Annotated in this window: 20 protein-coding genes; 7 read left to right on the top strand and 13 right to left on the bottom strand. The window is 68.4% G+C overall.

The features are described 5' to 3' along the window. Window positions 1–20: 20 nt before the first annotated feature. Entirely contained in the window at window positions 21–1,217 is a 1,197-nt protein-coding gene (locus OG474_RS34655; RefSeq protein ID WP_405057837.1) for an aldolase/citrate lyase family protein, read from the bottom strand. Continuing rightward, entirely contained in the window at window positions 1,214–2,122 is a 909-nt protein-coding gene (locus OG474_RS34660) for a hypothetical protein (protein WP_405057838.1), read from the bottom strand. The genes OG474_RS34655 and OG474_RS34660 overlap by 4 nt, the downstream gene beginning before the upstream one ends. 182 nt (window positions 2,123–2,304) lie before the next feature. On the opposite strand from OG474_RS34660, the gene OG474_RS34665 reads away from it, so the two are divergent. Both OG474_RS34665 and OG474_RS34670 read left to right on the top strand, forming a co-directional pair. Next, window positions 2,305–4,086, top strand: a complete 1,782-nt coding sequence (locus tag OG474_RS34665; protein WP_405057839.1) for a CocE/NonD family hydrolase — start codon at window positions 2,305–2,307, stop codon at window positions 4,084–4,086. A gap of 29 nt (window positions 4,087–4,115) precedes the next feature. Further along, window positions 4,116–4,658 carry a cupin domain-containing protein gene (locus OG474_RS34670; protein ID WP_405057840.1) on the top strand — a complete coding sequence of 181 codons (543 nt, stop codon included), beginning with the start codon at window positions 4,116–4,118 and terminating at the stop codon, window positions 4,656–4,658. A gap of 15 nt (window positions 4,659–4,673) precedes the next feature. On the opposite strand, the gene OG474_RS34675 is transcribed toward OG474_RS34670, so the two are convergent. The 5 genes from OG474_RS34675 to OG474_RS34695 all read right to left on the bottom strand — a co-directional run bounded on the left by OG474_RS34675 (window position 4,674) and on the right by OG474_RS34695 (window position 11,848). Continuing rightward, window positions 4,674–6,116 (bottom strand): alpha/beta hydrolase, encoded by a 1,443-nt coding sequence (locus tag OG474_RS34675; RefSeq protein WP_405057841.1) that lies wholly within the window; start codon window positions 6,114–6,116, stop codon window positions 4,674–4,676. A 13-nt stretch (window positions 6,117–6,129) separates the two neighbouring features. Next, window positions 6,130–7,566: an alpha/beta hydrolase gene (locus tag OG474_RS34680; RefSeq protein WP_405057842.1), complete on the bottom strand. Its 1,437-nt coding sequence runs from the start codon at window positions 7,564–7,566 to the stop codon at window positions 6,130–6,132. A 17-nt stretch (window positions 7,567–7,583) separates the two neighbouring features. Then, window positions 7,584–9,803, bottom strand: coding sequence for a HelD family protein (locus OG474_RS34685; protein ID WP_405057843.1), 2,220 nt, complete (start codon window positions 9,801–9,803; stop codon window positions 7,584–7,586). A 126-nt stretch (window positions 9,804–9,929) separates the two neighbouring features. Further along, window positions 9,930–11,237: a phytoene desaturase family protein gene (locus OG474_RS34690; protein ID WP_405057844.1), complete on the bottom strand. Its 1,308-nt coding sequence runs from the start codon at window positions 11,235–11,237 to the stop codon at window positions 9,930–9,932. Beyond that, entirely contained in the window at window positions 11,237–11,848 is a 612-nt protein-coding gene (locus tag OG474_RS34695; RefSeq protein ID WP_405057845.1) for a DUF4126 domain-containing protein, read from the bottom strand. Before OG474_RS34695 ends, OG474_RS34690 begins: the two co-directional genes overlap by 1 nt. Window positions 11,849–11,991: 143 nt before the next feature. Between OG474_RS34695 and OG474_RS34700 the strand changes: the two genes are divergently transcribed. After that, a complete protein-coding gene (locus tag OG474_RS34700; RefSeq protein ID WP_405057846.1) occupies window positions 11,992–13,917 on the top strand; it encodes an N-acetylmuramoyl-L-alanine amidase in 1,926 nt (641 codons plus the stop codon). Here OG474_RS34700 and OG474_RS34705 read toward each other — a convergent pair whose 3' ends face one another. After that, the gene (locus tag OG474_RS34705; protein ID WP_405057847.1) at window positions 13,918–14,388 is read right to left on the bottom strand and encodes a YbaK/EbsC family protein; all 471 of its coding nucleotides are present in this window, start codon (window positions 14,386–14,388) and stop codon (window positions 13,918–13,920) included. It lies immediately after the preceding gene. A 33-nt stretch (window positions 14,389–14,421) separates the two neighbouring features. Further along, a complete protein-coding gene (locus tag OG474_RS34710; RefSeq protein ID WP_405057848.1) occupies window positions 14,422–15,018 on the bottom strand; it encodes a DM13 domain-containing protein in 597 nt (198 codons plus the stop codon). A gap of 346 nt (window positions 15,019–15,364) precedes the next feature. Here OG474_RS34710 and OG474_RS34715 point away from each other — a divergent pair, with 346 nt between their 5' ends. Both OG474_RS34715 and OG474_RS34720 read left to right on the top strand, forming a co-directional pair. After that, the gene (locus OG474_RS34715; RefSeq protein ID WP_405057849.1) at window positions 15,365–15,880 is read left to right on the top strand and encodes a DUF6504 family protein; all 516 of its coding nucleotides are present in this window, start codon (window positions 15,365–15,367) and stop codon (window positions 15,878–15,880) included. Then, on the top strand, window positions 15,877–16,347 hold the full coding sequence (locus tag OG474_RS34720; RefSeq protein WP_405057850.1) for an SAV_6107 family HEPN domain-containing protein: 471 nt from the start codon (window positions 15,877–15,879) through the stop codon (window positions 16,345–16,347). The genes OG474_RS34715 and OG474_RS34720 overlap by 4 nt, the downstream gene beginning before the upstream one ends. A 972-nt stretch (window positions 16,348–17,319) precedes the next feature. On the opposite strand, the gene OG474_RS34725 is transcribed toward OG474_RS34720, so the two are convergent. Further along, on the bottom strand, window positions 17,320–18,306 hold the full coding sequence (locus tag OG474_RS34725) for a hypothetical protein (protein WP_405057851.1): 987 nt from the start codon (window positions 18,304–18,306) through the stop codon (window positions 17,320–17,322). Between the two features lie 111 nt (window positions 18,307–18,417). Here OG474_RS34725 and OG474_RS34730 point away from each other — a divergent pair, with 111 nt between their 5' ends. Next, window positions 18,418–19,164: a class I SAM-dependent methyltransferase gene (locus OG474_RS34730; RefSeq protein ID WP_405057852.1), complete on the top strand. Its 747-nt coding sequence runs from the start codon at window positions 18,418–18,420 to the stop codon at window positions 19,162–19,164. Window positions 19,165–19,421: 257 nt separating this feature from the next. Continuing rightward, window positions 19,422–19,841 carry a DUF3040 domain-containing protein gene (locus tag OG474_RS34735; protein WP_405057853.1) on the top strand — a complete coding sequence of 140 codons (420 nt, stop codon included), beginning with the start codon at window positions 19,422–19,424 and terminating at the stop codon, window positions 19,839–19,841. A gap of 77 nt (window positions 19,842–19,918) precedes the next feature. Here the strand turns inward: OG474_RS34735 and OG474_RS34740 are convergent, their stop codons facing one another. Genes OG474_RS34740 through OG474_RS34750 form a run of 3 tightly spaced genes read right to left on the bottom strand, consistent with a single transcriptional unit; the run spans window position 19,919 to window position 24,555 of the window. Continuing rightward, the gene (locus OG474_RS34740) at window positions 19,919–22,279 is read right to left on the bottom strand and encodes a transglutaminaseTgpA domain-containing protein (RefSeq protein WP_405057854.1); all 2,361 of its coding nucleotides are present in this window, start codon (window positions 22,277–22,279) and stop codon (window positions 19,919–19,921) included. After that, window positions 22,276–23,562 (bottom strand): DUF58 domain-containing protein, encoded by a 1,287-nt coding sequence (locus tag OG474_RS34745; protein WP_405057855.1) that lies wholly within the window; start codon window positions 23,560–23,562, stop codon window positions 22,276–22,278. Before OG474_RS34745 ends, OG474_RS34740 begins: the two co-directional genes overlap by 4 nt. A gap of 3 nt (window positions 23,563–23,565) precedes the next feature. Continuing rightward, window positions 23,566–24,555 carry an AAA family ATPase gene (locus tag OG474_RS34750; protein WP_405057856.1) on the bottom strand — a complete coding sequence of 330 codons (990 nt, stop codon included), beginning with the start codon at window positions 24,553–24,555 and terminating at the stop codon, window positions 23,566–23,568. Between the last annotated feature and the right edge of the window lie 326 nt (window positions 24,556–24,881).

Consider the following 24,881-nt stretch of genomic DNA (forward strand, 5'->3'; position numbering starts at 1 on the left):
TTCTGTCCCTGGGCGGGGGACTACCGGCCCGGGACGGTGAGGGTGTTCTGCTCGGGCAAGAACTGGGCGACGATCCGCCGGTCGTGGATCAGCCAACGGCCGTCCTGCTGGACGAAGTCGTCGTACACATCGGCGATCAGCGTGGGGTTCGTCCGGCGCCGCGGGGCTTCCCCGTCCTCGGCGTACAGGATCAGTACCGAGAGCGCGGAGGCTCGTCGCTCGTCGGCCTCGAGGACGTGCAGGTTGGTGACGCAATGGCGGGAGACCCGCGGGCCGCGAGCGTGCCGCGCGCTGTAGAACGCGTCGATCTCCGCCTTGCCGTGCAGGGCACCGCCGGTGATGGTCAGGTTCGCGTCCGGCGTGAAGTGGCCGGACACCATGGAGCCGTCGGTGTGGTCGATCTCGAACCAGACATCGGCGACGATCCGGGTCAGCTCGGCGGCCACGGATCGACGGCCGGTTTCCGGGGGAGCCGGCTGCTCCGCACCGCCGGGGATCTGCACGGACTCGCGTGCCTGCGCCGCACCGCGGCGGAGGAATCCGATGTCCGTGCCGACCAGCACCAACTGGTAGCCGCGGGCGAACCGGAGGGCGGCTTCGGCGCCGTCGGCAGCGCCGCCGGCCAGCACGAACCCGCCCGCGTGGCAGACCGCCTCGGCCTGCTCGATCCTGGCCCGGAGTGCGGGCACGTCGACGGCCATCCCGGTCGAGGCGGCCAGGTCGACCTCGCCGATGAACACACCGTCGATGCCGAGGACGCCGGCGATCGCGCCGATGTTGTCGAGCCCTTCGAGACTCTCGATCTGCGCGATCACGCAGACGTCCGCACCGGTGCTCAGGTAGTCGGGCAGGGAGGTCTGCCCCCAGCCACCGGCGCGACCGGACGGACTCGCTCCCCGCTCGCCCAACGGGGGAAATCTGATCGCCTGGACGGCCTCGCGGGCCGCGGCGACATCGTCCACGTGGGGTACGACGATGCCGGCCGCACCCGCGTCCAGCACCGGCTGGACATCGCGGGCGGTCCGGCCGGAGACCCGGACGAACGGCCGGACCCCGCGGTCACGGGCGACGCCGATCATCCGCGAGACTGTCGTCAGGTCGAGGGTCGCGTGTTCCAGATCGATGACCACCACGTCGAGCCCGGCCGCGGCGAGGACCTCCACGACCTCCGGGGCCGGGAACTTCACCCAGGTGCCGACGAGGTTCTCGGCGCTCACGACGGATCGCCTGGTTCGGGGTAGTCGCCGGCGTTCAGGACCCAGCCCTGGGCGAGGAAGTCCGCCCGCGGCGGGGCGAAGACGTCGACGAGCTGGTGAACTCCCTGGCCGACGCCCTGCGTGGTGTGGACCACCGGTGGCGGGATGATCGTCACCGACGGACTCGTGACCAGGTGATGCTCGTCGTCCCGCCAATCGGCCAGCCGCTGGGTCCACGGCGTGCGCAAGTGATGGACGAAGTCCCCGGCCAGCGTGATCGAGCCCTGCTCGAAGTCGTCATGAGAATGCGGGGACAACTTGTCCGGATCACGAGGCTGGTGCTCGTCGGCGAACCAGTTGACCATCAGGCTCGAGGACCGGAAGATCCGCCCGAGCCGGCCGGGCGACACCGGTACGTCGGCCAGCCTGTGGACGCGAAGGCCTGGGCTGTTCGCTGCTTCCACCGGCGGCAACCGCCGTACCGTCGGGTCGGCGGTCCGGTAGGAGCCGGCGTTCCGTGCCCGTGCGACAACCTCGTCCACGTGAGCCGAGAACAATCTGACCACCAGGGCATTGGTGCCGGCCCGGAGCCTGCTCGATCCCGGGGGCACGATGACGACCGACGGGTCGGTGACTTCCACCGGGCCGTCGTTCTCGTCCGACACGCAGACGGCCCCGCTCTGCACGAGCACGATGTGCTCCTCGGGGAGCGACACCTCGGTCAGTTCGTCGCCGGCGACGAGCGCCGTGACCTCGAGACAGAAGTTCTGAGCTCGCACGAGCCACGAGCGGGTGCCGTTGCGCAGTACCCGATCGGGTGCTTCCGCCGACAGCTCGAACACCTCGGCCGGACGCGGAGCAGTCGCCTGCCGGGCTTGGACGGCCAGCGCAGCGCGTGGATCACCAGGTGGGTACACCGCCGTCACCGCGACCTCCTTCGCTCGTACCGAAGGCCAATCTGCTCTGCCGACCTCAACATGTCAAGTCTGTCATGAATATTGGGCCTACCCGGTCAGATGCTGAGCCCTTGACGTGTAATTCTTTACATGTCAGTCTCTCGCTTCATCGCATCGCTACGCCGTATTCACCGAAGAATCGAGATGCCTCGATGAGCGAACTCGCTCCCTCTCCGGAACTGCCCACCGCATACCGTCGCGAGGCCACTCACTCCGGCCTGGTGAGTGAGCCGGATGTCTACGTCGCGATGCGCGACGGGGTGCGGCTCTGCATCGACGTCCACCGCCCGGTCACCGACGAGCCGTTGCCGGTGCTGCTGGCGTTCTCGATCTACAACAAGGAACTGCTGTCGCCGGAAGCGACAACGCTGCCGCCGCAGCCGGCGTGGTCGCCGCTGTGGATGGGCCCGACCGAAGCCGGGGACACCCGCTTCATCACGTCCCGCGGCTACGTCCATGTGGTCGGCATGCCGCGCGGTATCGGTAAGTCCGAGGGTGGCGGCTCGCGTGAGTTCGACTCCTACGACCTGATCGAGTGGATCGCCGCCCAGCCGTGGTGCGACGGCAACGTCGGGATGATCGGGATCTCCGGCTTCGGTGCCGAGCAGATGCACGTCGCCCGGCAGAACCCGCCCGCTCTGAAGGCGATCTTCCCCTACGACCCCCGCGGCGCCTACGGGACGCTCGGCGGCTTCCGGGAAGAACACCCGGGCGGTGTACTGAGCCTGTTCCGCTACCTGGTCGGCCACTTCGGTGTGTTCCATCAGGACAAGGGCGTGCCGGGGGAGCTGCCGCCGGCCAGAGAATCGCTGTGGCGCGAGGCGATGGCGAACCCCGACTACCGGATGTTCGGGCACATCCTCAATGTGCTCAGCATGAAGGGCCAGCACATGCCGGCCGTCTTCGAGACCCTCATCGACCCCTTCGAACAGCCCGGCACGGTCGAGCGCAGTGAGGCGGAGTTCGGCAACATCAGGATCCCCGTCTACACCGGGGCCGGCTGGTACGGCTACACCTACAAGACCCACCTCCAGGGCGCGCAGAGCTACTGGCGCAACCTGACGGACATCCCGAAGAAGCTGCTCTTCCTCAGCCACACCCATCTCGAGCGCCCCTTCCACGGTCTGCACCACGAGATCGTCCGCTGGTACGACCACTGGCTGAAGGGCATCGACACCGGCATGCTCGACGAGCCGCCGGTCCGGTACTGGGTCAGCGGTCTCAACGACTGGCGGACCGGCACCGACTGGCCCCTGCCGGAGACGCAGTGGACCAAGCTCTACCTGACCAGCTGGGAACGGCTGCGCAGCCAGGAGTTCACTCCCGGCTCGGCCGACGACCTCATCCCGCCGGACTCGTTCGTGCAGATGCCACTCACCCATACGCGTCAGGTCGCGAAGCTGCGCTTCCTGACCGACCCGCTTCCCCGCGACGTCCTGATCGCCGGGCCTGCCAAGCTCAAGTTGTGGGCGTCGATCGACCAGGACGACACCAACTGGATGGTCGTCCTCAAGGACGTCGGGCCCGACCCGTCGGTCCGGAGCGCCCGGGAGGGCGAGTTCGAGATTCCCTCCGACCTGCCGGAGCGTGAGCTCAGTCGTGGCTGGCTCAAGGCGTCGAACCGTGCCCTCGACCAGGACCGCAGTACGCCGTGGAAGCCGTTCCACCAGCTCACCCGGGACGCCGCGGAACCGGTCACACCGGACGAGGTCGTGGAGTACGACATCGAGATCCTGGCGACCGCGAACCTCTTCCGTGCCGGCCATCGGATCTGCCTGGAGATCACCAGCATGGACCGGCCGACCGGCGTCGCCGGCGCCACTGATGTGGAGTACGTGCCCTACCACATCAGCAGCTCCCGGACGACGCTCCACCACGTCTTCCACGACACCGAGCACCCCTCGCACCTCCTCCTCCCGGTCATCCCCGACTGACCGTCTGCCCGACCGAACAGGAGTAGTCCATGGCCGAGAACCTCGTCGCGTCGCTCGACCTCACCCCGGCGCCCGGCACCCGCAAGGTCCGGCGCGTGGTCACCGCGCTGAACAGCGCCGGCGAGTCGATGATCGCCATCGACAACATCAGCCCGCATGTCAGTTGCCAGGCCGGCACGGACCAGTTCGTCGTCACGCAGTTGTGGCGGACCAGCCGGACCCCGGTGGACAACGAAGGTCCGGCGATCGACATCCCGGCCGAGCCGCTCCCAGTGGCTCCGCCGCGGGACGGCTCGGTGTTTCGGACCGTCGAATTCCCCCCGGATTCGGTCTGGCGGCCGCCGGGATCCGCCGGCGAGGAGCTGGCCCGCCGGCAGATCCACGCCACCGACTCGCTCGATTACTGCATCGTCCTCAGTGGCGAGATCTGGGCGGTGCTCGACGCCGAGGAGACTCGCCTGTCCGCAGGGGACGTCTTGATCCAGCGCGGCACCAACCACGCCTGGTCCAACCGCTCGGCCGCCCCCTGTGTCATCGCCTTCGTCCTCATCGGCGGCAAGGCGGCCGGCTGACGGCTCCTTCTTGGCTCAGGTGCTGGCTGGACAAGTCGTGTTGGCCGGCAGTGCGCCGGTGAGCAGGTACTTCTCCGCCCGGCTGTTCACACAGTCGTTCTGCTCGGTCAGGTACGCCGCGTGGTTGCCATCGTTCTTCACGAGCATCCGCGAGCCCGCCAGCACGGCCTGCATCCGTTGTGCGCCGAGCAGTGGTGTTGCGGCGTCGTAGCGCGGCTGGATCAGCAGAATCGGCGGTACCTTCGCCGAGCCGATCCTGGTCTGCCGCACTGGTCCCGTCGGCCAGAACACGCAGGGCGCAGTGAACCAGGTGTTACCCCAGGCGACCAGTGGCGCACGCCGGTCGGACACCGTGGTGTCCAGGTGGGCCCTGGTCCAGCTGTGCGGCCAGCCCGGATCCGTGCAGCTGTAAGCCAGCAGCCCCGGATCCACTGACCCCAGCCCGTACTGGTCGACGAGCGCCAGCAGGTCGTCCGGGTGGCCCTTGCGGAGCTGAACGACCGCATCGGCCAGTGACGACCACAGGCCGTCGCTGTACAGGACACCGACCAGAGTGTCGTCCACTTCGTTGATTCCGGCCCGTGCGCCGAACGGCTTCTTGGCTGCGTCGCTGCGCACCTTCTGCCAGCTCGCCTGGACCGCCTTCGCCGTCTTGCCGAGGTGGTAGGTCTTGTCCCGCGTAGCGATCCACTGGAACATCGCCTGGGCCCGAGTCTGGAAGCCGGCGTTCTGCGCGAACGACTGCCGGTACGTCGACGTCAACGGATCGACCACGCTGTTGAGGATCATCCGGCCGGTGTGCTGCGGGAACACGGTCGCGTACATCGCACCGAGCTTGGTGCCGTAGGAGTAGCCCAGGTAGTCGATCTTGTCGCGTCCCAAGGCGATCCGGATCCGGTCCAGGTCCCGGGCTGCGTTCTCCGTAGTGATGTAGGGCAGCAGGTCCTTGGCCTTGCGACCGCACTGCTCGGCAACCTGCTTCGCCTGTTGCACTCGCCGCTGCTCCTGCTGCGCGTTGGCCGGCCGGTACGGCGCAGTCGGGTGCTTGTCGAGCTTGCCGAAGTCACCGCAGTTGACCGGAGTGCTGTCGCCGACTCCGCGCGGATCGAAGCTGAGTACGGCGTACTGGTCGTAGAGCTTCTGCGGTAGCGAGACCCTGATGCCCTGCTCCATGCCGATGCCGGGGACACCTGGTCCGCCCGGATTCGTCAGCAGAACGCGGGGTGCCGTCAGGTCGCCCACCTTCGAGATGGTCAGCGTGATCTGCTGACCGCTCGGCCTCGCGTAGTCCAGTGGGACCTTCAGCGTCGCGCAGGTGGTCTGCTGGAAGGCTCCGGAGTCGGGTGGACAGTCGCCCCACTTGAGCTTGCCCGGCGTGGCAGTGGCTGGAACCGTGAGCTGTGCGGTCAGTGAGATGACGGCAACGCCAATCGCTGCCGCCCGCAGCAATGTGGTCATGGGACAGACCTCTCTAGATGCTCGCCGGGCAGTTGCCATCGGCCGGCAGCTCCCCGGTGAGCAGGTACTTCTCGGCCTTGGCATCGATACAGGGGTTCTTCCGGATCAGGTACGACGCGTGGTTGCCGCCGTTCTCGATCAGAAGTCGTGAACCCTTCAAGACCACGTGCATCCGGCGCGCACCGTTCAATGGCGTCGGACCGTCGTACCGGGGCTGGATCAGCAGGATCGGCGGAACCTCGCCCGAGCCGATGGTGGTCTGCTGCACCGGGCCGACCGGCCAGAACGCGCAGGGCGCGCTGTACCAGGTGTTCAGCCAGGCGATGGACGGCGCGCGATGCGCGGCGACTGCGGTGTCCCAGCGCCACGTGCTCCAGCTGCGCGGCCAGCCCGGGTCGGTGCAGTTGTAGGCCAGCTGGGCCGGGTCCACCGACTGCAACGCCAGTTGGTCGGTGATGGACAGCAGCGCGTCAGGTTTGCCGTGTCTGTAGTCGACGATCGCATCGGCTACTGACGACCACTCGTCATCGGTGTAGAGGCTGCCGGCCAGCAGGTCGTCGACCTCTGCGATCCCAGCACGGCCCCCGGCCGGCTTCTTGGACACGTCGCTGCGCAGCTTCTCCCACACCGCTTGGACTGCCTTCGCCGTCTTACCGAGGTGATATGTCTTGTCCTGCTGGGCGATCCACGCGAACAGCGCCTGTACCCGCGCCTGCAACGCCGGGTCCTGCTCATAGCCGGTCCGGTACGTCGACACCAGCGGATCGACCACGCTGTTGAGGATCATCCGGCCGGTGTGCTGCGGGAACATGGTCGCGTACGTCGCACCGAGCTTGGTGCCGTACGAGTAGCCCAGATAGTCGATCTTGTCCCGGCCAAGCGCGATGCGGATCCGGTCAATGTCCCGGGCCGCGTTGTCCGTGGTGATGTAGGGCAGCAGGTCCTTGGCCTTGCGGCCGCACTGTTCCGCGACCTGCTTCGCCTGCTGGATGCGCTGCTGCTCCAGCTTGGCGTTGGCCGGCAGGTAGGGGAGTGCAGGGTGCTTGCTGGTGACGGCACCACAGCTGACCGGCGTGCTCGCACCGACTCCGCGCGGGTCGAAGCTGAACACGGCGTACTGCTCGCCGACCTTCTCTGGCAGGCCCGCGCTGACCAACTGCTCGATACCGATGCCGGAGGCACCCGGTCCGCCCGGATTGACCAGCATGAAGTGCTTGGCGCTCAGACTGCCGACCGCAGAGACCGTCAGCGTGATCTGGCGGCCCTTCGGCTTGGCGTAGTCCAGCGGGACCCTGAGCGTCGCGCAGTACGTCTGCCGGGTCGCACCGGAGTCCGGCGGGCACGCACCGAACTTGAGCTTGACGGGTGCGGCTGTTGCCGGAGCTGTGAGCTGCGCGGCCAGCGATACGACGACAATGCCGATCGCGGCCGCGCGCAGAACCTTGGTCAAGACGCCAGCTTTCCTCGTTAAGAGGCGCGGGCGGGCAGCCAATGGGTTGTGCTGTTCACAGTAATCATCCGTTGGGTCGCCCGGGTCAGGACGACATATAGGGCTCGAACGCCGCCCAGCGTGTCGCTGACGATCCGGTCCGGCTCCACGACCACGACGGCGTCGTACTCGAGACCCTTCGACTCCAGTGGGGTCAGCGCGACGACCCGGGGGTCCCCGAGCTCGGCCAGCACCCGCTCCACGGCCGGACGCTGGGCCGGCGTCACGATGACTCCGACCGTGCCTTCGACGAGCTGCAGAAGCTCGGCTGCGGCGTCGCCGGCGGCCTCGGCGACCTTACCGGCGTCGAAGATCCGGTGCTCCGGGTCGATCCCGGTCTCCCGGACCGCGTTCGGCAGGTCGGCATCCGGCAGGGTCTGACGGATCACCTCACCGGCGAACGCGTAGATCTCGGCCGAGTTGCGGTAGTTGGTGGACAGCCGGAAGCTGTGCCGCTGCAGGTGCGACAGCATCGAGTCCATGGCGTTCCGGGCTTCGTCCGGATCCGGCCACGAGCTCTGCGCCGGGTCGCCGACGATCGTCCAGCTGGCCTGCGCGCCGCGGCGAGTGACCATCCGCCACTGCATCGGAGAGAGGTCCTGCGCTTCGTCCACCAGGACGTGCGCGTAGTCCTCCGGCTCCTCGGCCTCCCGGGCAGCGACTGCGCGGGCCCGGCGCTCCGAGGTGGTCAGCACCTCGTTCACACCGTCCGACAGCCCTTCCATCCAGTCGAACTCCTCGTCACCACGAGACTCCGGGATCGGTGCGCGGCCGAGCGACGTACTGAGCTCGTCCAGCAACGCCACGTCGGCGATGGTGAACTCGTCCGTACTGCGGATCGCAGCTGCCAGCGTGTCGATCTCGACCGGCGTCAGCTCGTTGCGGGCCCAGCGCTGCAACCGGCGTGGGTCACCGAGCCAGCGCAGCACGGTCTCCGGCGTCAGTACCGGCCACCACTGGCTGAAGAACGTCCGGAACGCCGGAGTGTCGGAGACCCGGTCACCGAACGCTTCACGGTCGCCGTAGACACCGGTGCGAAGGTCCTCCGGGAACCGCTGCCACAGAGCGGCCACCAGACCCTTGCGGGCCTCGGACGCGGCTCGGTTGCGCGGAGTCCGGCGCAGTGCGTTCCGGCGGACGTTGTCGAGCTGGTTGGTGTCCACCTCGACGGTGGCACCGCCGATGAAGACCCGCAGCGTGGTCGGTGCGTTCGGCACCCGGTCCCGCGCAGCCCGCGACAAGATGCCGGTCATCCGCAGCGAGCCCTTGATCGCGGCAGCATCGGCCTCGTCGACCGCAGTGGCCTTCACGCCGTCGACCAGCTCGCCGACCGCACGCAATGACACCGTGTTCTCACCGAGGCTCGGCAGGACGCGCTCGATGTAGGCCATGAACGCCGCCGACGGACCAACCACCAGTACGCCGCCACGCTCGAACCGGCGCCGGTCGCTGTAGAGCAGGAACGCCGCACGGTGCAGAGCGACCACCGTCTTACCGGTGCCCGGTCCACCACCGATCACGGTGACTCCGCGCGCAGGCGCCCGGATGGCCCGGTCCTGCTCGGCCTGGATGGTGGCGACGATGTCGCGCATCGTGTGACCGCGAGCCCGCGACAGGGAGGCCATCAGTGCGCCCTCACCCATCACCGGCAGATCCGCCGGAGCACGCTCCGGCGCGAGCAGGTCGTCCTCGATCCCGATGATGCGCGGGCCCTTGTTCCGCAGCACGCGGCGCCGGACTACCTTCAGCCGGTCCGTACCGGTGGCCCGGTAGAACGGCTCTGCGGCCGGTGCCCGCCAGTCGATCACCAGGGGCTCGTACTCGGCGTCGCGCACTCCGATCCGGCCGACATACAGGCTCTCGAGCTCGCTGGCGGCCGTAGCGGCCGGCTGGTCGTCGCCGTGGTCGGAGTCGAGCCGTCCGAAGACCAGGCCCTCATGCTCCGCGTCCAGCTCCGCGATCCGGCGGGCGGCTGCGAACACCAGCACGTCCCGCTCGTACAGACCAGTCTGCTCCTCGTCACGAACCCGGCCCACGTTCTGGGCCTGGGCCCGCGCGTGACCGTCTACAGCAATTCGGGATGCCGATCGAGCCGCTACGTCGACCCGGTCGTACACCAGGTCAACGTGCTGTTGCTCAGCCGCCAGCTCAGCCCGCTCGACATTCTCGTCATCGGCCGGCAGGGGGGTTTGATCCACCGAGATCCTCTCTACTGCCGGGCACCACCCCGACACGAAACACAGGAACGACCAATCTTAGTGCGCCTCGTTGAATCAACCGCAGACGGGGCTCAGGCCTTCCCGTTCTTCAGGCCTTTCCGTTCTTCAGGCCTTTCCGATGGCGTCCGCGACGATGGCGGCGCCGAGAGTGGTCGCCGGTACGCCGGATCCGGGGTGGGCGCCGGCTCCGACGCAGTACAGGCCCTTGACCGGGGAGACGTTGCCGGCCCGGCGGCGGGCGGTGCGATAGCCCTCCCAGGCCACTCCGGCCCACCAGGACGGTGACACCTGGCGGGAGACGACCTTGTCCCGGATGTGCAGGCCACGGGCGACCAGCAGGTCCAGTACGTCGTCAGTCGGGTAGCCGTGGACCAGGACCGACCATGCCTGGTAGCCGGCCGGTGCCTGACCGCCCGTGCGCACCACGACAGTCGGCGTACCGTGCAGGACAGTCTCGAAGGGGAGCGCTGGGAGTGGCTCCTGCAGACCGAGGTGGACGACGTACGCCTCCTGGGCCTGGTGCGTCGCCAGAACGTGCTTGCGGACCTTCTTGGCGGCGGAGTCGTCGACCAGCTCGCCGTAGAGCACCCGCGGGTCGATGTCGCTGACCACGATGTCCGCTGCCAGCTCCTCGCCGTCAGTGAGCCGCACACCGGTCACAGCGCCGCCATTGGTGGTGACAGCGGCGACAGTCGCGCTGGTGCGGACAGTGATTTTCCGCTCGCTGGCTCGCTGCACCAGGGCGTCCGCGATCGCACCGAAACCGCCGGGGATGGTCCACCTACCGAATGTGCGCTCCAGGTAGGACCACACGCCGACATAGCCTGGCGTGAGGCTCGCATCCGATCCGCCTTGAGCAGCGAAGTGGCGCAGTACGGCACGGGCTCGTTCGTCGGACAGCCGGCGCTGGGCTACCTTTTCGAGCGACTGCCACGGCTTGAGAGCGCGGATCGTGCTGAAGGACAGCTTGTCCTCCAGCGGCGGCTCGATCGAGGTCGTGCGCAGCAGCTGCCAGATGTCGCTGTAGCTGTCGACCAGATCGGTCCACTGCTGGGCCACCTGGGCGCCAGCCAGGTCTGTCCAGGCCTCGTGCTGAGTAGCGCGATCATTCAGCGGTAGGTCGAGCACCGAGCCGTCAGCGAACATGTGCCGCCGTGCCTCGAGCACTGGCTCCAGCTGAACCAGAGTCTCGATCGGGCGGCCACTCTTTCGGAAGAGGTCGCGCAGCGCGGCCGGGAGCGTCGTACTGGCCGCTCCGGCATCCCACTGGAAGCCGTCAGCTTCGATGCGACCGAGGACACCGCCCAGGCGCTCGTCCTGCTCGCAGATGGTGACCCGGTGGCCGAGCTTGGCCAGACGTACAGCACTGGCGAGTCCGGCGAGGCCGGCCCCGATGACGATCACTTCGGCCATCAGACAACACTGCTCCCGGTCGCCGGATCACTGCGTTTGTCCCGCCAGGCTTTGAAGCGGGCCCAGCCACGCCGGATGAACCGGAAGGCGACGTACACGCCGATCAGCCCGAGCAGCAGCAGGACAGCGGCGATGGTGAGCGCGATCTCCGGGTGGAACGCGGCCAGTGACATCACACCGGCGACCGCGACGTCCTCACCGGACGAGGCGGCGATGTTGGTGACGGGCTCGGGAGAGGTGTTGATGGCGAGCCGCAGACTGGACTTCACCGCGTGCGACAGCAGCGCCACCACACCGCCGGTCGTCACGATCACGGCCTGCTGGAGGGTGCTCGCCTCGCCGGACATCAGCGCCGCGATGATCGCACCGACGGTCGGCCGGATCACGGTCGAGATCGCGTCCCAGGCCGAGTCGATGTACGGGATCTTGTCCGCGACGAACTCGAAGGCGAACAGGACGGCCGCCGCGATCAGTACACCGTTGCCCGTCAGCGCGGTGGGGACGTCCTCAGCCCCGGCGAACCGGCCGAGCAGCCCGAGAATCAGCACACAGGCGTAGGCGTTGATCCCACTCGCCCAGCCCGCTGTGAACGCCAACGGTAGTGCTTCCACCTGCGTACCTTTTCGTCAGAATCGAACCTCTGAAGGGCGAGTCTTGGTAAACCGTTGACAGCGCGGGTCGCCTCGACTAACAGTGATCAGACTGCCAGCCTGTGTGACCGGCAGCCCCCGCCCTCGGGTCAGGAGAAACCAACATGCTGCGTCGTTCGAAGATTCTCGCCGCACTCGCGGCGGTAGCGTTGCCGATCACGGTGACCGGCGTGTCGTCGGGTGGGCCACCCGCAGCCGCCTCGCCACCCGATGCGTCCACCACTGCGGCCGCTTCGGCCTTCGGTGCCGCGGCCGCGAAGTACGGCGTACCGGAGTCGGTGCTGCTGGCCGTGTCGTACGCGGAGAGCCGCTGGGACGACCACCAGGGTGCGTCCAGCTCGTCGGGCGGCTACGGCCCGATGCACCTGACAGCTGTCGACCCGAGCACGGTCGTCGACCTGTCCGGCAAGCAGAAGGTCGCCAAGGCCGAGTCGCTGCGCACGCTGTACAAGGCGTCCCAGCTGACCGGACTCGACCCGGTCGCACTGCGCACCGACGCAGTCGCCAACATCACCGGTGGAGCTGCGCTACTGGCGTCGTACCAGCGGTCGCTCGGGCTTCCGGTCGGCGCGGACACGTCCGCAGCTCAGTGGTACGGCGCAGTGGCGTCGTACGCCGAGGCAGCGGACCGCGCGGGTGCGACCGCCTTCGCCGATGACGTCTACTCGATCATGGCGCGCGGTGCGGCCCGTACGACGAACACTGGGCAGCAGATCGCGATGCCGGCCGTCAGTGTGGCGCCGGACAAGGCCCAGGCCACCAAGCTGGCGCTGCCGGCCGGAGTGAAGCAGTCGAACTCCGACGTCGAGTGCCCGGTCTCACTGGGTTGCGAGTGGCTGCCTGCGCCGTACGCGAAGACCGGCGCGGGTGCCGGCCAGTACGGCAACCATGACCTGGCGAACCGGCCGAAGACCGGCAAGATCGACTACATCATCATTCACGACACCGAGGGTGGCTGGCAGGGCACTCTCAACCTGGTGCAGGACCCGACGTACGTGAGCTGGCAGTACACGATGCGCTCGTCCGACGGCCATGTCTGGCAGCACGTGAAGGCGAACGACGTCGCCTGGCAGGCCGGCAACTGGTACATCAACATGCACAGCATCGGCATCGAGCACGAGGGCTTCGCGGCTCAGGGCGCCACCTGGTACACCGAGTCGCTCTACCGGAACTCGGCCAAGCTGGTGAAGTACCTGGCCGCCAAGAACCACATCCCGCTCGACCGCGCGCACATCATCGGCCACGACCAGGTGCCTGGCACGCTGCCCACCACGGTCGGTGGCATGCACTGGGACCCGGGACCGTACTGGGACTGGGAGCACTACTTCGACCTGCTCGGCGCACCGATCTACGGGCACTCGATCTTCCCGGTCAAGGCCGGTTCGATCGTCACCATCAAGCCTGGCTTCTCCGGTAACGCGCAGGTCGTCACCGGCTGCACCACTGCCGGCACCCCGTGCCCGACGCAGGGCACGAACTTCGTCTACCTGCGCCAGGCACCGGACGACAGCGCTCCGCTGGTCAAGGACCTCGGACTGCACGCAGACGGCTCGGCCAGCACCACAGCGACGTGGGACCACGGCGCACGGGTCGCAGCGGGTGCTCAGTACGTCGTCGCGAAGCGCCAGGGCGACTGGGTCGGGGTCTGGTACCTCGGTGCGATCGGCTGGTTCAAGAGCCCGAAGTCGGCGCCGGATGCCTATGCCAAGCCGGGTGTCGTGGTGACTCCGAAGGCAGGCAAGGAATCAGTGCCGGTGTACGGACGGGCCTACCCCGAGCAGGCGGCGTACCCGACAGGTGTTCCGTACCAGGCCGTCACACCGCTGCAGTACTCGATCGGGGCCGGACAGTCCTATCCGTTGAGTGATGCGTCGATCGAGACCGACTACTACCGCGCGGTGACGTTCGACATGGCCACGCCGGGCGATCACGTGCAGGTCCTCGGCAAGGATCGCTACTACCAGATCTGGTTCGGCCACCGGATGTTCTACGTCCGGGCCGCCGACGTGGACATCAGGCCGGCGTTCTAGTCAGTTGACGGTGATCTGGGTGGCCCCGGTGAGCTCGAGCAGCTCGGTGTAGCTCGTCGGGAACACCGAATGCGGAATCCCCGCGGCCGCCCAGATCACGTCGTACTGCTGCAAGACGATGTCGACGTACGTCGGCACCGGGGCGGGGTGGCCCACCGGAGCCACTCCGCCGATCGACTGACCGGTGTGCTCCTTGACGAACTCCGGGGTCGCACGGCGGAGCTTGGTGATGCCGAGCTCGGCGGCGACCTTTGCGGTGTCGACCCGGTGTGCGCCAGAGGTCAGTATGAGGACCGGTGCGCCGTCGCCGTCGAAGATCAGGCTGTTCGCGATCGCACCGACCTCGCAGCCCAGCTCGGCCGCTGCGGCCGCGGCTGTCGGGACCGCCTCGTCCAGGATCTTGATCTCACCGGTCGCACCGGCTGCTTGGAGTGCGTCGGCGACGCGTTGCACCTTGGGATGATTGCTCACCCTCTGCAGCTTAGGCCTCGGGCTCCATGGCGGTCACACCGATTTCAGCTCCGCTGCCCCGAAGGACACGTTGAACCGGTCGCACCAGATCGTCACGCTGCGGAAGTCATCGAGCTGGACGCTCGCCGGGATGGGGTAGTTCTGGTTGCCCTGATTGCCTTTCAAGCGACCGAGTGCCTGATAGCGGCCGTCGTCGAACACGTGCCAGCCGGCTCGGCCGGGCAGCACCGCGGCGTCGCTGAGCCAGACCCTGAGATCCGGTCCGTCGGAGGTGTCGAGGTTCTCCAGCCGCAGGACGCGGGAGCCGTCAGGCAGTCGCAGTACGGCGACGTCGCCCGAGGTGCCGTGTTCGTGTGAGATCAGGCTGCCCTTGGAAAGCACTTTCGTCGTGGCCGGGGTCTTCGGCGCGGTCGTTGCCGGGGGCCCGGAGGTCGGAGCCACCGAAACTGTCGGTGGCGTCGTCGACGATGGCTGTATGGAGATCGGGACGGAACTGGGGGAGGCGCCGGGCAGCGCGTCGTCGACAGCTTTGTCGGTGAGCAGCCGCCAGGGCTGGAAGAGCGGTAGCGCGATCGCTGCCGCCGCGAGCACGGCGACCGCCGCCGTGGCGACCAGTGCTGTCCGCTTCATGGACCGTCCTCTCGTCTGCGTGCCTCCAGTCTGTCGGGCGGATCGGTCGCACGGCGACGCGCCGGGCTTACGGCCCGTTGACGATTGCGGCCGGGCAACGCTACTCTTCAAGTGTTCGAACAGATGTTCGATTACCTTCGGTCCGGCCTCGTCGGGAGACCGGCCGGAGGTGACCCGGGCAGCTGGACGGCCCCGGTGCGGAGTTGCGGCCGCATCGGGATCCGGTGCTCCCGGTGAGCCGGGTGCCGTGGTGGACCTCGACCCCCATCACGGTCCCGCTCACCGGGACTCCGACCCCGCCGTCGGTCAAGAGCAGCAGCGGTTCGCACACAGGAGGCGATGGAGCATGTGGGAGTTCGACGAAGCCGTCGAGGTGCGTTCGAGTGTCGTGGACGGCCTCGAGTCTCCTGAGCAGTTCCTCTGGCGCGGCCGCTTGTGGCGGGTCTGTTCGGTGCAGGCGCACTGGACCGAGACCGCCGCCTGGTGGGAGCGCGGCGTGATCGGCACCGCCGCCCACGACGACCGGCTCGACCCCTGGTCGCAGCGGGTCCCGAGCGGCGCGGCGACGCCGGCGCATCCCCGTTCCCGCGCCGAGCGCGTCGCCGCGCACGCTCCCGGGACCCAGGAGCAGGGGATGGCGACCGTGGGGGCCGTGATGGCCGCCGCGGGCATGTTCGATTCCGGCGCGGGAATGGTGACCAGCCCCGCAGCCGTTGGTGTCTTGGACGCGGACTGGGGTCCGCGGCGCGCGGTGTACCGAGTGGAGGCGGGCTGCGGCCGGCACGGACGGCGGGAGCTGTTCGACCTGGCGCACGACCCGGACTCCGGCCGCTGGCAACTGGAAAGGGTGACCGACCGATGACCGTTTCTCCGGTGTCTCCGATAGCAGCCGGTGCAGCCGGCCGCGAGCTGTTCCGTGCCCGCGCCGCCCTGGCCGAGGCGATCGATACGAGTGACCACCTGATCCGCTACTCGAGCGCGCACATCGCCGCGCTCCGCGTCGCCGCGGCGGTCCTCGCCGTCCGCGCCCGCCCGACCCGCTCGGGCAACCGCCGCCGTCAGCGCAACGCCTGGGTCCTGCTCGCCGAGGTGGCGCCGGAGTTCGCCGAGTGGGCGACCTTCTTCGCCGCCGGCGCCGCCCAGCGCGCCGCCGCCGAGGCCGGCCTGGAGCGCTCCGTGACCACCCGCGAGGCCGACGACCTCATCCGCGCCGTAGAAACCTTCTACAGCCAGGTCGAAGCAAGCCTCCGCCTCTCCACCACCCCTGCCCTCACCGCCACCACCGACCCCGCCTCGGTCCTCGCCCAACCCTGGATGCAAGCCAGCTAATACCCCCCAACCAGTCAGCCCATCACCCCCAGAGGCGCGGGGAGATGGGCTGACCCACGTCCCCCTCCAACCGCGCATCCCACCGCCACGCCACCCCCGCAACGTCCGAAAGAACCGCACACCTGGTCTCCGGATCGTCGGACGTTAGCTACCCGCTCACACAACGTCCGAAAGAACCGCGTACGTCGTCTCCGGATCGTCGGACGTTGGCTGCGGGGCTCCGCGGCGGCGATCAACCAGGGCATGTCGCCTTTGTACAGCCCGTGGGTGGTGGGACATCTGGGGTCAGGTCTTCGCGTTCCCTGGTGGGGTGTTTGCGGTTGGGCCGGTTGGTGATCCGGCCGGTTCGGTAGGCGGTGGCTGGTCGCCGCTGCGGCCGGTTTAGCCGAGAGCCGTGTGGCTTGGGTGGTGTGTGGCTGATCCGTCGCGGTGGTCGAGCACGGGGGTTCGGATTGTGTGCCTGGGCTGCGGAACTTCGGTGGATATCCGTTCAGGTTGACCCTTCTCTGCTCATATTTTGAGGGGAGAAGGGGCAACCTGCGGGGAGATCCCCTCGTTTTCTGGACCGCAACCGGAGCCCGGAAGCTCATGCGACGAGAAGTTTCCGACTGCCGTCACCGCACGCACCCCAGCCGTAGCCCGGAAGCTCAAGCAACCGGAACCTCGGTCACTGCCCTCGCCATCCCCCACAGCCGTCGACCCGCTTAGCTGTCCGTCTCTGTAAATCGGCCGCAGCGGCGAGCATCCCGGCGCTCACCCGCTCCGGCCGCATCCCAGCGAGCCGAATCGCACGGTTTGCGGGGGCTTGCTGCCGGTCAGAGGCAGGAGATCCCCGCAGAATCTGCACACTGGCACCCAGTGGCATCAAGGACTGCAGGTGTGTGGTTGATGGGTGCTGTTGCGGCGGCGGGAGGTGTTCGCGCCCGCTCACGGGGCGGCTACCTGCAGTTGTTCATGGTGGCGGGATCGCTGTTAGATGCGCATGCGGTTGGCTCGGGCGGTGGCGAAGCCGGTGAGGGGGTCGTTGCCGGAGATCCACCAGGGGTTGTGGCTGATGCGGCCGCGCGTGAGGTTTGCGTGCTGCAGTGCGTGCTCGGCGTGGCTGAAGGCGCGGAGCGTGAAGGCGACGGCTTGGTGGGCCTCCTGGTCGGCGGCCTCGGGGAGGTGGCCGGGGTTCCACCAGCGAGTGATGGCGTCGGTCAGGATGCTGCTGCGGCCGACGATCAGCTCCTTCAGCCGAGCATCGCGATTCGCCTGGTCGCCCGCGATCTCGGCGATCGCTTCGGCGAAGACCAGCGCCAGGATGCCTGGCCCGAGTGCTCGTCCGGGCTGCGATGCGAACGCGGCGTCGCGGCCGAACTGGAGCAACTCCTCGACCGGGCGACGGGTCCACTTCGGTGCGATGGTCTGAACGTGGCGTGCGTGGGCGAGATAAGAGTCCGGCTGCCGGGCGAGCGCGTTGCGGAACACGAGCCACTTGTCGTCGAGTGAGAACTGCAGACCGAGGGCGATCCACTGCAACGCGATCCACGGCGTGACGTCGTCCGGGGAGCCGTCGATCGCGTCGGTGACAACTCGGTTCGCCGTCCGCAGGATGTCGTGGAAGGTCGTGAACTGCTGTTGCGAGACGTGTGTGGCCCGGTACGCCGACCGAACCTCCCAGGCTTCGAAGACGAGGGTCTGGGCTAGCCAGCAGAGGAGGTCGGGGTCGCCGGGGAGAGCCTCGAGGCGTAGTTCGAGGGCTTCGCTCTGGCCGATTGCCGCATTGGCGAGGCCGGTCATGCGGATCGAGCGTAGGTCGGTGCTGTGCGGGCTGGACTTCAGAAGCATCAGACCGGTCGACAGATCGCCGTGGCGGACGGCGGCGTAGGCCGCGTCGAGGGGCGGGTCGTCCCAGGTCTGGTCGAGGAGCAGGCCCTCGGTGCTGATCGGCGGCTGTTTGCGCGAGAAGATTCCCACCGGTCGATGGTAGGGGCGGAACGGGGTTCGGTGGCGGGGTTTGCTGGTTGTGGCAACGCGGGAAGTAGGGTGTGGCGCGTCGGGGGTTGGCGTCGTGGAAGGGTTTGCGTGATGGTGGATCGGCGGCGGCGGGCCGTGCGGACGGCGCTGGTGGGCGAGGCTCTGCGCGTTGCGTTGGCGGGGCGGAGCCGGGTCGATCCAGGAGCAGGCCTCGACATCGTCGACCTGGGCGGTGGCACCGGCGGATTCGCTGTGCCGCTGGCGGTCGAAGGGCATCGGGTGACCGTGGTCGACCCGAGCCCGGACGCGTTGGCGTCGCTGGAGCGGCGGGCGCGGGACGAAGGCGTGAGTGAGCTGGTCCGCGGCGTACAGGGTGATGCGACCGAGCTACCCGGGCTGGCGGGGGAGTCGAGCGCGGATGCCGTGCTCTGTCACGGCGTCCTCGAGTACGTCGATGATCCCGTGCAGGCGCTGCAGGCGATGGCCTCGGTGTTGCGGGAGGGCGGCGTACTGAGCCTGCTGGTTGCCCAGCGCAACGCGGTGGTGCTGGCGCGCGCGTTGGCCGGTCACCTGACCGACGCCCGGGTCGCGCTGCAGGATCCGGACGGCCGCTGGGGTGCGAACGATCCGATGCCGCGCCGGTTCGACGAGGCCGGGATCGCCGCGCAGCTCGCGGACGCCGGCTTCATGGTGCACACCGTGCACGGGGTGCGGACCTTCGCCGATCTGGTTCCGTCGGCCTTCGTCGACTCCGAGCCGGGCGCGGCCGAGTCGCTCGCGGACCTGGAGCGAACTGCCAGCCAGCACCCAGCTTTCCGGGCGCTGGCCACCCAGCTGCACATCCTCGCCACTCGCTGACCTCTCAGAGGCCACGCAATCGGGTGAAGGTTGCAGAGTGTGGTTGATCACGCAGTATCTGTTCCGGGAGCGGTTCCGGACCGGAATTGAGCGCGCCGGGGCACCTGAAGGGGTGCTGAAACGCCGTGAAGCGGCGGCTTCGGGGGCAGTGTGACGAGGGGAGTTGCGGGACCGTGACGCGCGGGACAGGCGGTCAGGGTTTCGTGTGACGCTGGCGCGGCCTAGACTGAAGGTGGCCTATCGAGATCGCGCTCACCATGGAGGGATCGACGGTGCCCCTCTCGGAAGAAGAGCAGCGCCAGTTCGAGCAGCTCGAACGCGCCCTGGCAGCGGAAGACCCGAAGTTTGTCTCCGCCATGCGAGGGACCAATGTGCGCGCTTACTACAAGCGCCGGGCAGTGCTCGCCGGCGTCGGATTCGTGCTGGGCATCGCGGTGCTGATGACCGGTGCGATCGTCCCCAACACGATCATTGGCGTCATCGGCTTCGTGATGATGGTCGCCTGTCTGTACATCGCCGCGCTGAGTATGAAGCGGATCAGCAACGCGGGCGACGCCGACGACCTACCGCCGCCGCCACCGTCCTCGAAGCGGCACCGGACCAAACATGACTCGTCTGGCAGCTTCATGGAGCGGATGGAAGACCGCTGGCGCCGCCGGCGCGACGAAGACCTCTAGGAAGCAACCAGCTCCGCACGACAAACACCCCGAGTCCCTGGTGGGCTCGGGGTGTTTGCGTTGCTACCTCAGGTGCCTCAGCTTGCGTGCCGGCGGCGGAGGATCATGCTCCGCAGCCGGGCCAGCAGCAGGTCGAACTCGTCCAGCAGATCGGACGCCTCGGTGGTGCCGCGGCTCAGGTACCAGCGCCAGGACGGCGGGAGCAGCCGGGCGCGCCAGCGACGACGGGCCGGAGCCTGCTTCCACAGTGCCTTGCGGATGACGGTCGTGTCCGGTCGCAGGTCCGTGGCCAGGTCGGCAGCACCGGCGTACCGCATCGCTTCGATGCTGCGGGCAAGCCGCAGGGCCGACGGATGTGCCTCTTCGGGCAGCTTCGTGATCAGCCACTCGCCGGACTGCCGCGGTGTCGAGACGTCGTTCCAGTCCAGGCCGAGGTCGCGGGACGTGTCGCGGACCTCGGACCAGAGCCCTTCGGCCGCGACGCGGCTCGGCGGGCGGCTGAACCGGCGGCGCCGGTTCAGGCTGCGCAGGATCCAGGGGATCAGCAGCACCAGTACGACGAGGGCCACGATCCCGATCGTGCGAGCACCACCGTTCGTGAACCAGTTGCCGCTGTCGAAGCTCCCGGCACCGGCGTTGTCGGTCGGGTCCCGCCCGTTGTTGGGCTTGGAGATGTTCGGGTCCTCGGTCTGTCCCGGCGTGGTCGGCGCGGTGGTCGGCGTCGTGCTCGGGTTGGTCGGGTTCCCCGAGGGGACCGTCCAGTCCGGCGTGGTCGCCGCCCGGGTGGCCGGCGTCGGCTCGAACCGGACCCAGCCGGTGCCCTCGAAGTACAGCTCCGGCCAGGCGTGCATGTCGTGCATGCGGACCGTGTACTGACCGTCCTTGCCGGCCTGCCCCGGCAGGAAGCCGATGCCGACCCGGGACGGGATCCCGGCGATCCGCGCCATCAGCGCCATCCCGGTCGCGAACTGCTCGCAGTACCCGCTCTTGTTCCTGAGCAGGAAAGCCTCGATGGCCTTCATCCCGCTGCCGCGCTGGTTGTCGGTGCTGTAGTTGAAGCCACCGTCCCGGCGCAACCAGTTCTGGATCGCCACGGCCTCGGCGTACTTGTTGTTCTCGGCGTTCGCAGTGACCTGCTTGGTCAGGTCCTTGATGCTCTGCGGCACGCTGCGGGGGATCTGATCGGTGATCTGGTCGGGTGCGCCGCGTGAGACCGCGTTGCGCAGCTGCTCTTCCGTCGGGCGCAGGTCGTACGCGGTCACGGTGTACTTCTTGCCGCTGACCACCGCGTTGTCGGTCGAGAAGACGTCCAGCGAACTGGCGTCGTACGCCCAGTCGCGGCGCAGCGAGATCGACTGTGCCGGGTAGGGGATCGGGGCGAACTGGACCCGGAGGATCTTGCTGACCGAGACATCCAGCTTGTACTTCGGCACCCGACTGAGATCGCCGGTGTTGTAACCGGGCGGCGGGACCAGCGCGTCCTCGATCTTGCGGCCCTTGCCACGATCGGAGATCCGCCAGGTGTTCCCGTCGAACTGGTCGAGTGAGGTCAGTCGCGTGTAGACGCCGCCGGACGGCGCGCCCTTGTAGGTCAGGGCGACGTCGTTCTGGGGCTGCTTGAGGTTCTTGCCCATGTCGAGCATCGGGTCGGTCTTGGAGATCGTGGCGCCGATGCCGGTGCCGCCGGCACCGCCACCGGCCAGGCCGTTGCCGATCACGCCTTCCGGCAGAGCCGGCAGCAGGGCCGGAAGCAGTGCGGCCAGCGCCACCACGCTCAACCCGATGCGTCGCCCGGCCTGGCCGAGGGCGGAGGCCTCGACCGGCTCGGCCGCGTCCAGGTGCGAGACGCCGGAGATCCGCCGGCCCCATCTGCTGAGCCGGCTGCGACCCTCCGCGGACAGCAGCACGATGTAGCCGATGGCCGGCGGGATGAACAGCAGTGCGGGCAGTCCGCCGTGCACCGTCGCGGCCGGCACGGTGTACATGATCAGCAACAGCAGTCCGGCCCAGGCTGCCTGCCGGAGCTGGACTGCGATCACGTGGATCAGCAGACCGGTCGCCGCGATCACCGAGGTGGCGAACAGCAGCAGGTTCTTGTCGGGAGGCAGGGGAGCGCTGTACTGGTTGATCGAGCTCAGTGCCTCGACCATGCGCGCGTTGAACTCGATCGCGGTGCCACCGGTCGGCAGCAGGCCGAACTTCATCGTCTCGTGCAGGAAGAACATCGAGATCAGCTCGACGAGCACGACGAGTTGGACGATCGGTACGACGACGCGCGGGGCGCGCAGGTTCTGCAGCAGCACGCCGACGCCGGTGATGACCGCGCACAGGAACGCGCTGATGAACAGGAACGGCCCGGAGAAGACCGGGGTCAGCACGAGCGAGCCGAGCACCGTGGCGCACCAAGCGGCGAGCGAGATTCTGGCGTGTCCGGTCATGCGATTCTCCCGGTCCGTAGCCCGAGCCCGGACCACACGGTGGGTACCTGGTCACCGCGCTGCACTCTGGCGACCCGCCAGCCGTTGCGGCGCAGTTCGTTCTCGGTGGCGTCCGTCGCGGCGCGCAACCGGGCGCCCTTCTCGGTCGCCTCGGCGCCGACCGCCCAGCTGGCCGCGTCGAGCACGAGCGCGACGCCGGTGGCCTGGCTGGTCCGCCAGCGGTTGAGGGCGGTGATGTCCTCGCTGCTGCACGCGCCGAGGATCGCGATCACCAGGCTCGGGTCCTGAGCGTGGCGGTCGACGGTGAGCAGTGGAGCGATCTCGGCGTACTTGTGTTCCTCGACGGTGGCGCACTCGGTGAGCAGTGCCTGCGAGGTCAAAGGCTGATGGACGGCGGTCGACGAGCGGTGGTTGATCGCCGAGATGGTGGTCGGCCCGCCGAGCATCGTGGTGGCGTAGCCGCGGCGGATCCGGTCCGCGCCGATCGAGGCGGCCGCACTGACCGCCCACTCCAGGCTGGACGACGGTCCGTGGCCGTGGTGCGAGATCGTCCGGGCGTCGATGAAGAGTGCGCACCGGCTCTGCCAGGGCTGCTCCTCGCGGCGCACCATCAGTTCGCCGCGACGTGCGGTCGAACGCCAGTGCACCCGGCGCAGGTCGTCACCGTCGCGATACTCACGCACGGTCGCGTCTTCTTCGCCGGCCGAGGCGATCGCGCGCGGCCGGTTCTCACCCGAGCCGGCCCGGTCCGCACCCAGCCGGATCTCGGGCAGTTGGTAGACCCGCGGTGTGACCAGCAGATGCTGGCTGCGGGTGAACGTCCGGCTCGTCTCGACGAGCCCGAACGGGTCGGCCACGGTCAGCATCAACGGCCCGACCTGGAACAGCCCCCGTACGTCGGACTTCACCGGATAGGTGACCGTACGCTTCCAGTTCGGGCTGACGCGGTCGACCACGAACCGGGGCCGATGCCCCAGTACGTAAGGGATGCGGTCCTCGAGGAGCAGCAGCCCGGCCGGCATCCGGCCCTCGTTGCTGAGCGCGAGCTCGACGGTGGCCTGGGTCCCGACCGGGATCTGGTTCGGGCTGAGGCTGCGGCGGACCTGCAGCCGCAGCCGGGTGCGGCCGACGACCAGGGCAGCGACGACCGGAAGCGCGACCAGCAGAATGCCGACGCGCAACAGGTCCTTCTGCCCGAGCAGCAGCGCACACAGCGACGCGGTGATCCCGGCCGCCACGAACGCTCGCCCTCTGGTGGTCAGCCCGCGCAGTGCCTGCCGCACGGCTCAGTCCCGACGGGTGCGAGGCAGCGGCACCGAGGAGACCAGCCCAGCGACGATGTCGGCTGATCCGCGCCCACCGAGATGCGCTTCAGCCGCGGGAAGGACACGGTGCGCCAGCACCGGCACCGCCAGCTCCTGGATGTCGTCCGGCAGGACGAACTCCCGGGAGTCCAGCGCTGCCGCGGCACGTGCTGCCCGAATCAGGTGCAGCGTTGCCCGCGGTGATGCGCCAAGGCGCAACTCCTGCGAACGACGGGTCGCACCGACGAGAGCGACGGCGTACTCCTTCACCGACTCCGAGACGTGTACGGACTGCACGGTCTTCACCAGCCGGAGGATCTGCTGACCGTCGGTGACGGCCTGCAGGTTCGCCAGCGGGTTGTCGGCCGCGTGGCCGTCGAGCATCCGGAGCTCGGCCGCCGGCTCGGGATACCCCATCGAGACACGAGCCATGAACCGGTCGCGCTGGGCCTCGGGCAGCGGGTACGTGCCCTCCATCTCGATCGGGTTCTGCGTCGCGACGACCATGAACGGCGCCTCGAGCAGGTACGTCGTGGTGTCGACGGTGACCTGGCGCTCCTCCATCGACTCCAGCAGCGCGGCCTGGGTCTTCGGCGAGGCGCGGTTGATCTCGTCGCCGACGACGATGTTCGCGAACACCGCGCCGGGCTTGAACTCGAAGTCGCGGATCTCCTGGTTGAAGACCGAGACACCGGTGATGTCGGACGGCAGCAGGTCCGGCGTGAACTGGATCCGGCGCACGGTGCAGTCGATCGACTTCGCCAGCGCCTTGGCCAGCATCGTCTTGCCGACACCCGGTACGTCCTCGATCAAGAGATGGCCTTCGGCCAGCAGGACGGTGATGGCGACCTCGACCACGTCGGGTTTGCCTTCGATCACCTGCTCGATCGCGCGGCGGACTCGTCCGGCGACTTCGGACAGCTCGTCGAAGTCCCCGCCTCCTGCCAGCGGGCTGGTCGCGGTGGTGCTCACCCTGGGTCCTCCCCAAATTCGTTGACGGCCGACACATTCTCACCCGGAGTGAGGGTCGGACCTAGAGCAGCCGAGGTTTCGTTACCTGGCGTTTCGGTGCCCCTCCCAGCGTACGGGTGGGGGAAATACCGAGTGCGCCGTACGACGCCGGAAACACGCGTTCGGTTCGCACCTTTCTTCTACCCGTTCTGAACCCTCTCCTCCACATTCCTCCACCACGTCCTCCACTTCGCTCCACCGGCCCGTTCCGCGCTGCCTTCCGGCGCAACGACACGCGGGACACGCCCAGTCGATTTGCGCTTGAGGTGGGGGACAGGGGGCGGAAG

This window comes from Kribbella sp. NBC_01505, assembly GCF_045040285.1.
Taxonomy (GTDB): Bacteria; Actinomycetota; Actinomycetes; order Propionibacteriales; family Kribbellaceae; genus Kribbella.

What these genes read in the sequence shown, in the direction of transcription:
- OG474_RS34665 (WP_405057839.1), top strand. Translation starts at nt 2,305, where the DNA reads ATGAGCGAACTCGCTCCCTCTCCGGAACTGCCCACCGCATACCGTCGC.
- OG474_RS34670 (WP_405057840.1), top strand. Translation starts at nt 4,116, where the DNA reads ATGGCCGAGAACCTCGTCGCGTCGCTCGACCTCACCCCGGCGCCCGGC.
- OG474_RS34675 (WP_405057841.1), bottom strand. Translation starts at nt 6,116, where the DNA reads ATGACCACATTGCTGCGGGCGGCAGCGATTGGCGTTGCCGTCATCTCA.
- OG474_RS34690 (WP_405057844.1), bottom strand. Translation starts at nt 11,237, where the DNA reads ATGGCCGAAGTGATCGTCATCGGGGCCGGCCTCGCCGGACTCGCCAGT.
- OG474_RS34700 (WP_405057846.1), top strand. Translation starts at nt 11,992, where the DNA reads ATGCTGCGTCGTTCGAAGATTCTCGCCGCACTCGCGGCGGTAGCGTTG.
- OG474_RS34710 (WP_405057848.1), bottom strand. Translation starts at nt 15,018, where the DNA reads ATGAAGCGGACAGCACTGGTCGCCACGGCGGCGGTCGCCGTGCTCGCG.
- OG474_RS34715 (WP_405057849.1), top strand. Translation starts at nt 15,365, where the DNA reads ATGTGGGAGTTCGACGAAGCCGTCGAGGTGCGTTCGAGTGTCGTGGAC.
- OG474_RS34720 (WP_405057850.1), top strand. Translation starts at nt 15,877, where the DNA reads ATGACCGTTTCTCCGGTGTCTCCGATAGCAGCCGGTGCAGCCGGCCGC.
- OG474_RS34730 (WP_405057852.1), top strand. Translation starts at nt 18,418, where the DNA reads ATGGTGGATCGGCGGCGGCGGGCCGTGCGGACGGCGCTGGTGGGCGAG.
- OG474_RS34735 (WP_405057853.1), top strand. Translation starts at nt 19,422, where the DNA reads ATGGAGGGATCGACGGTGCCCCTCTCGGAAGAAGAGCAGCGCCAGTTC.
- OG474_RS34740 (WP_405057854.1), bottom strand. Translation starts at nt 22,279, where the DNA reads ATGACCGGACACGCCAGAATCTCGCTCGCCGCTTGGTGCGCCACGGTG.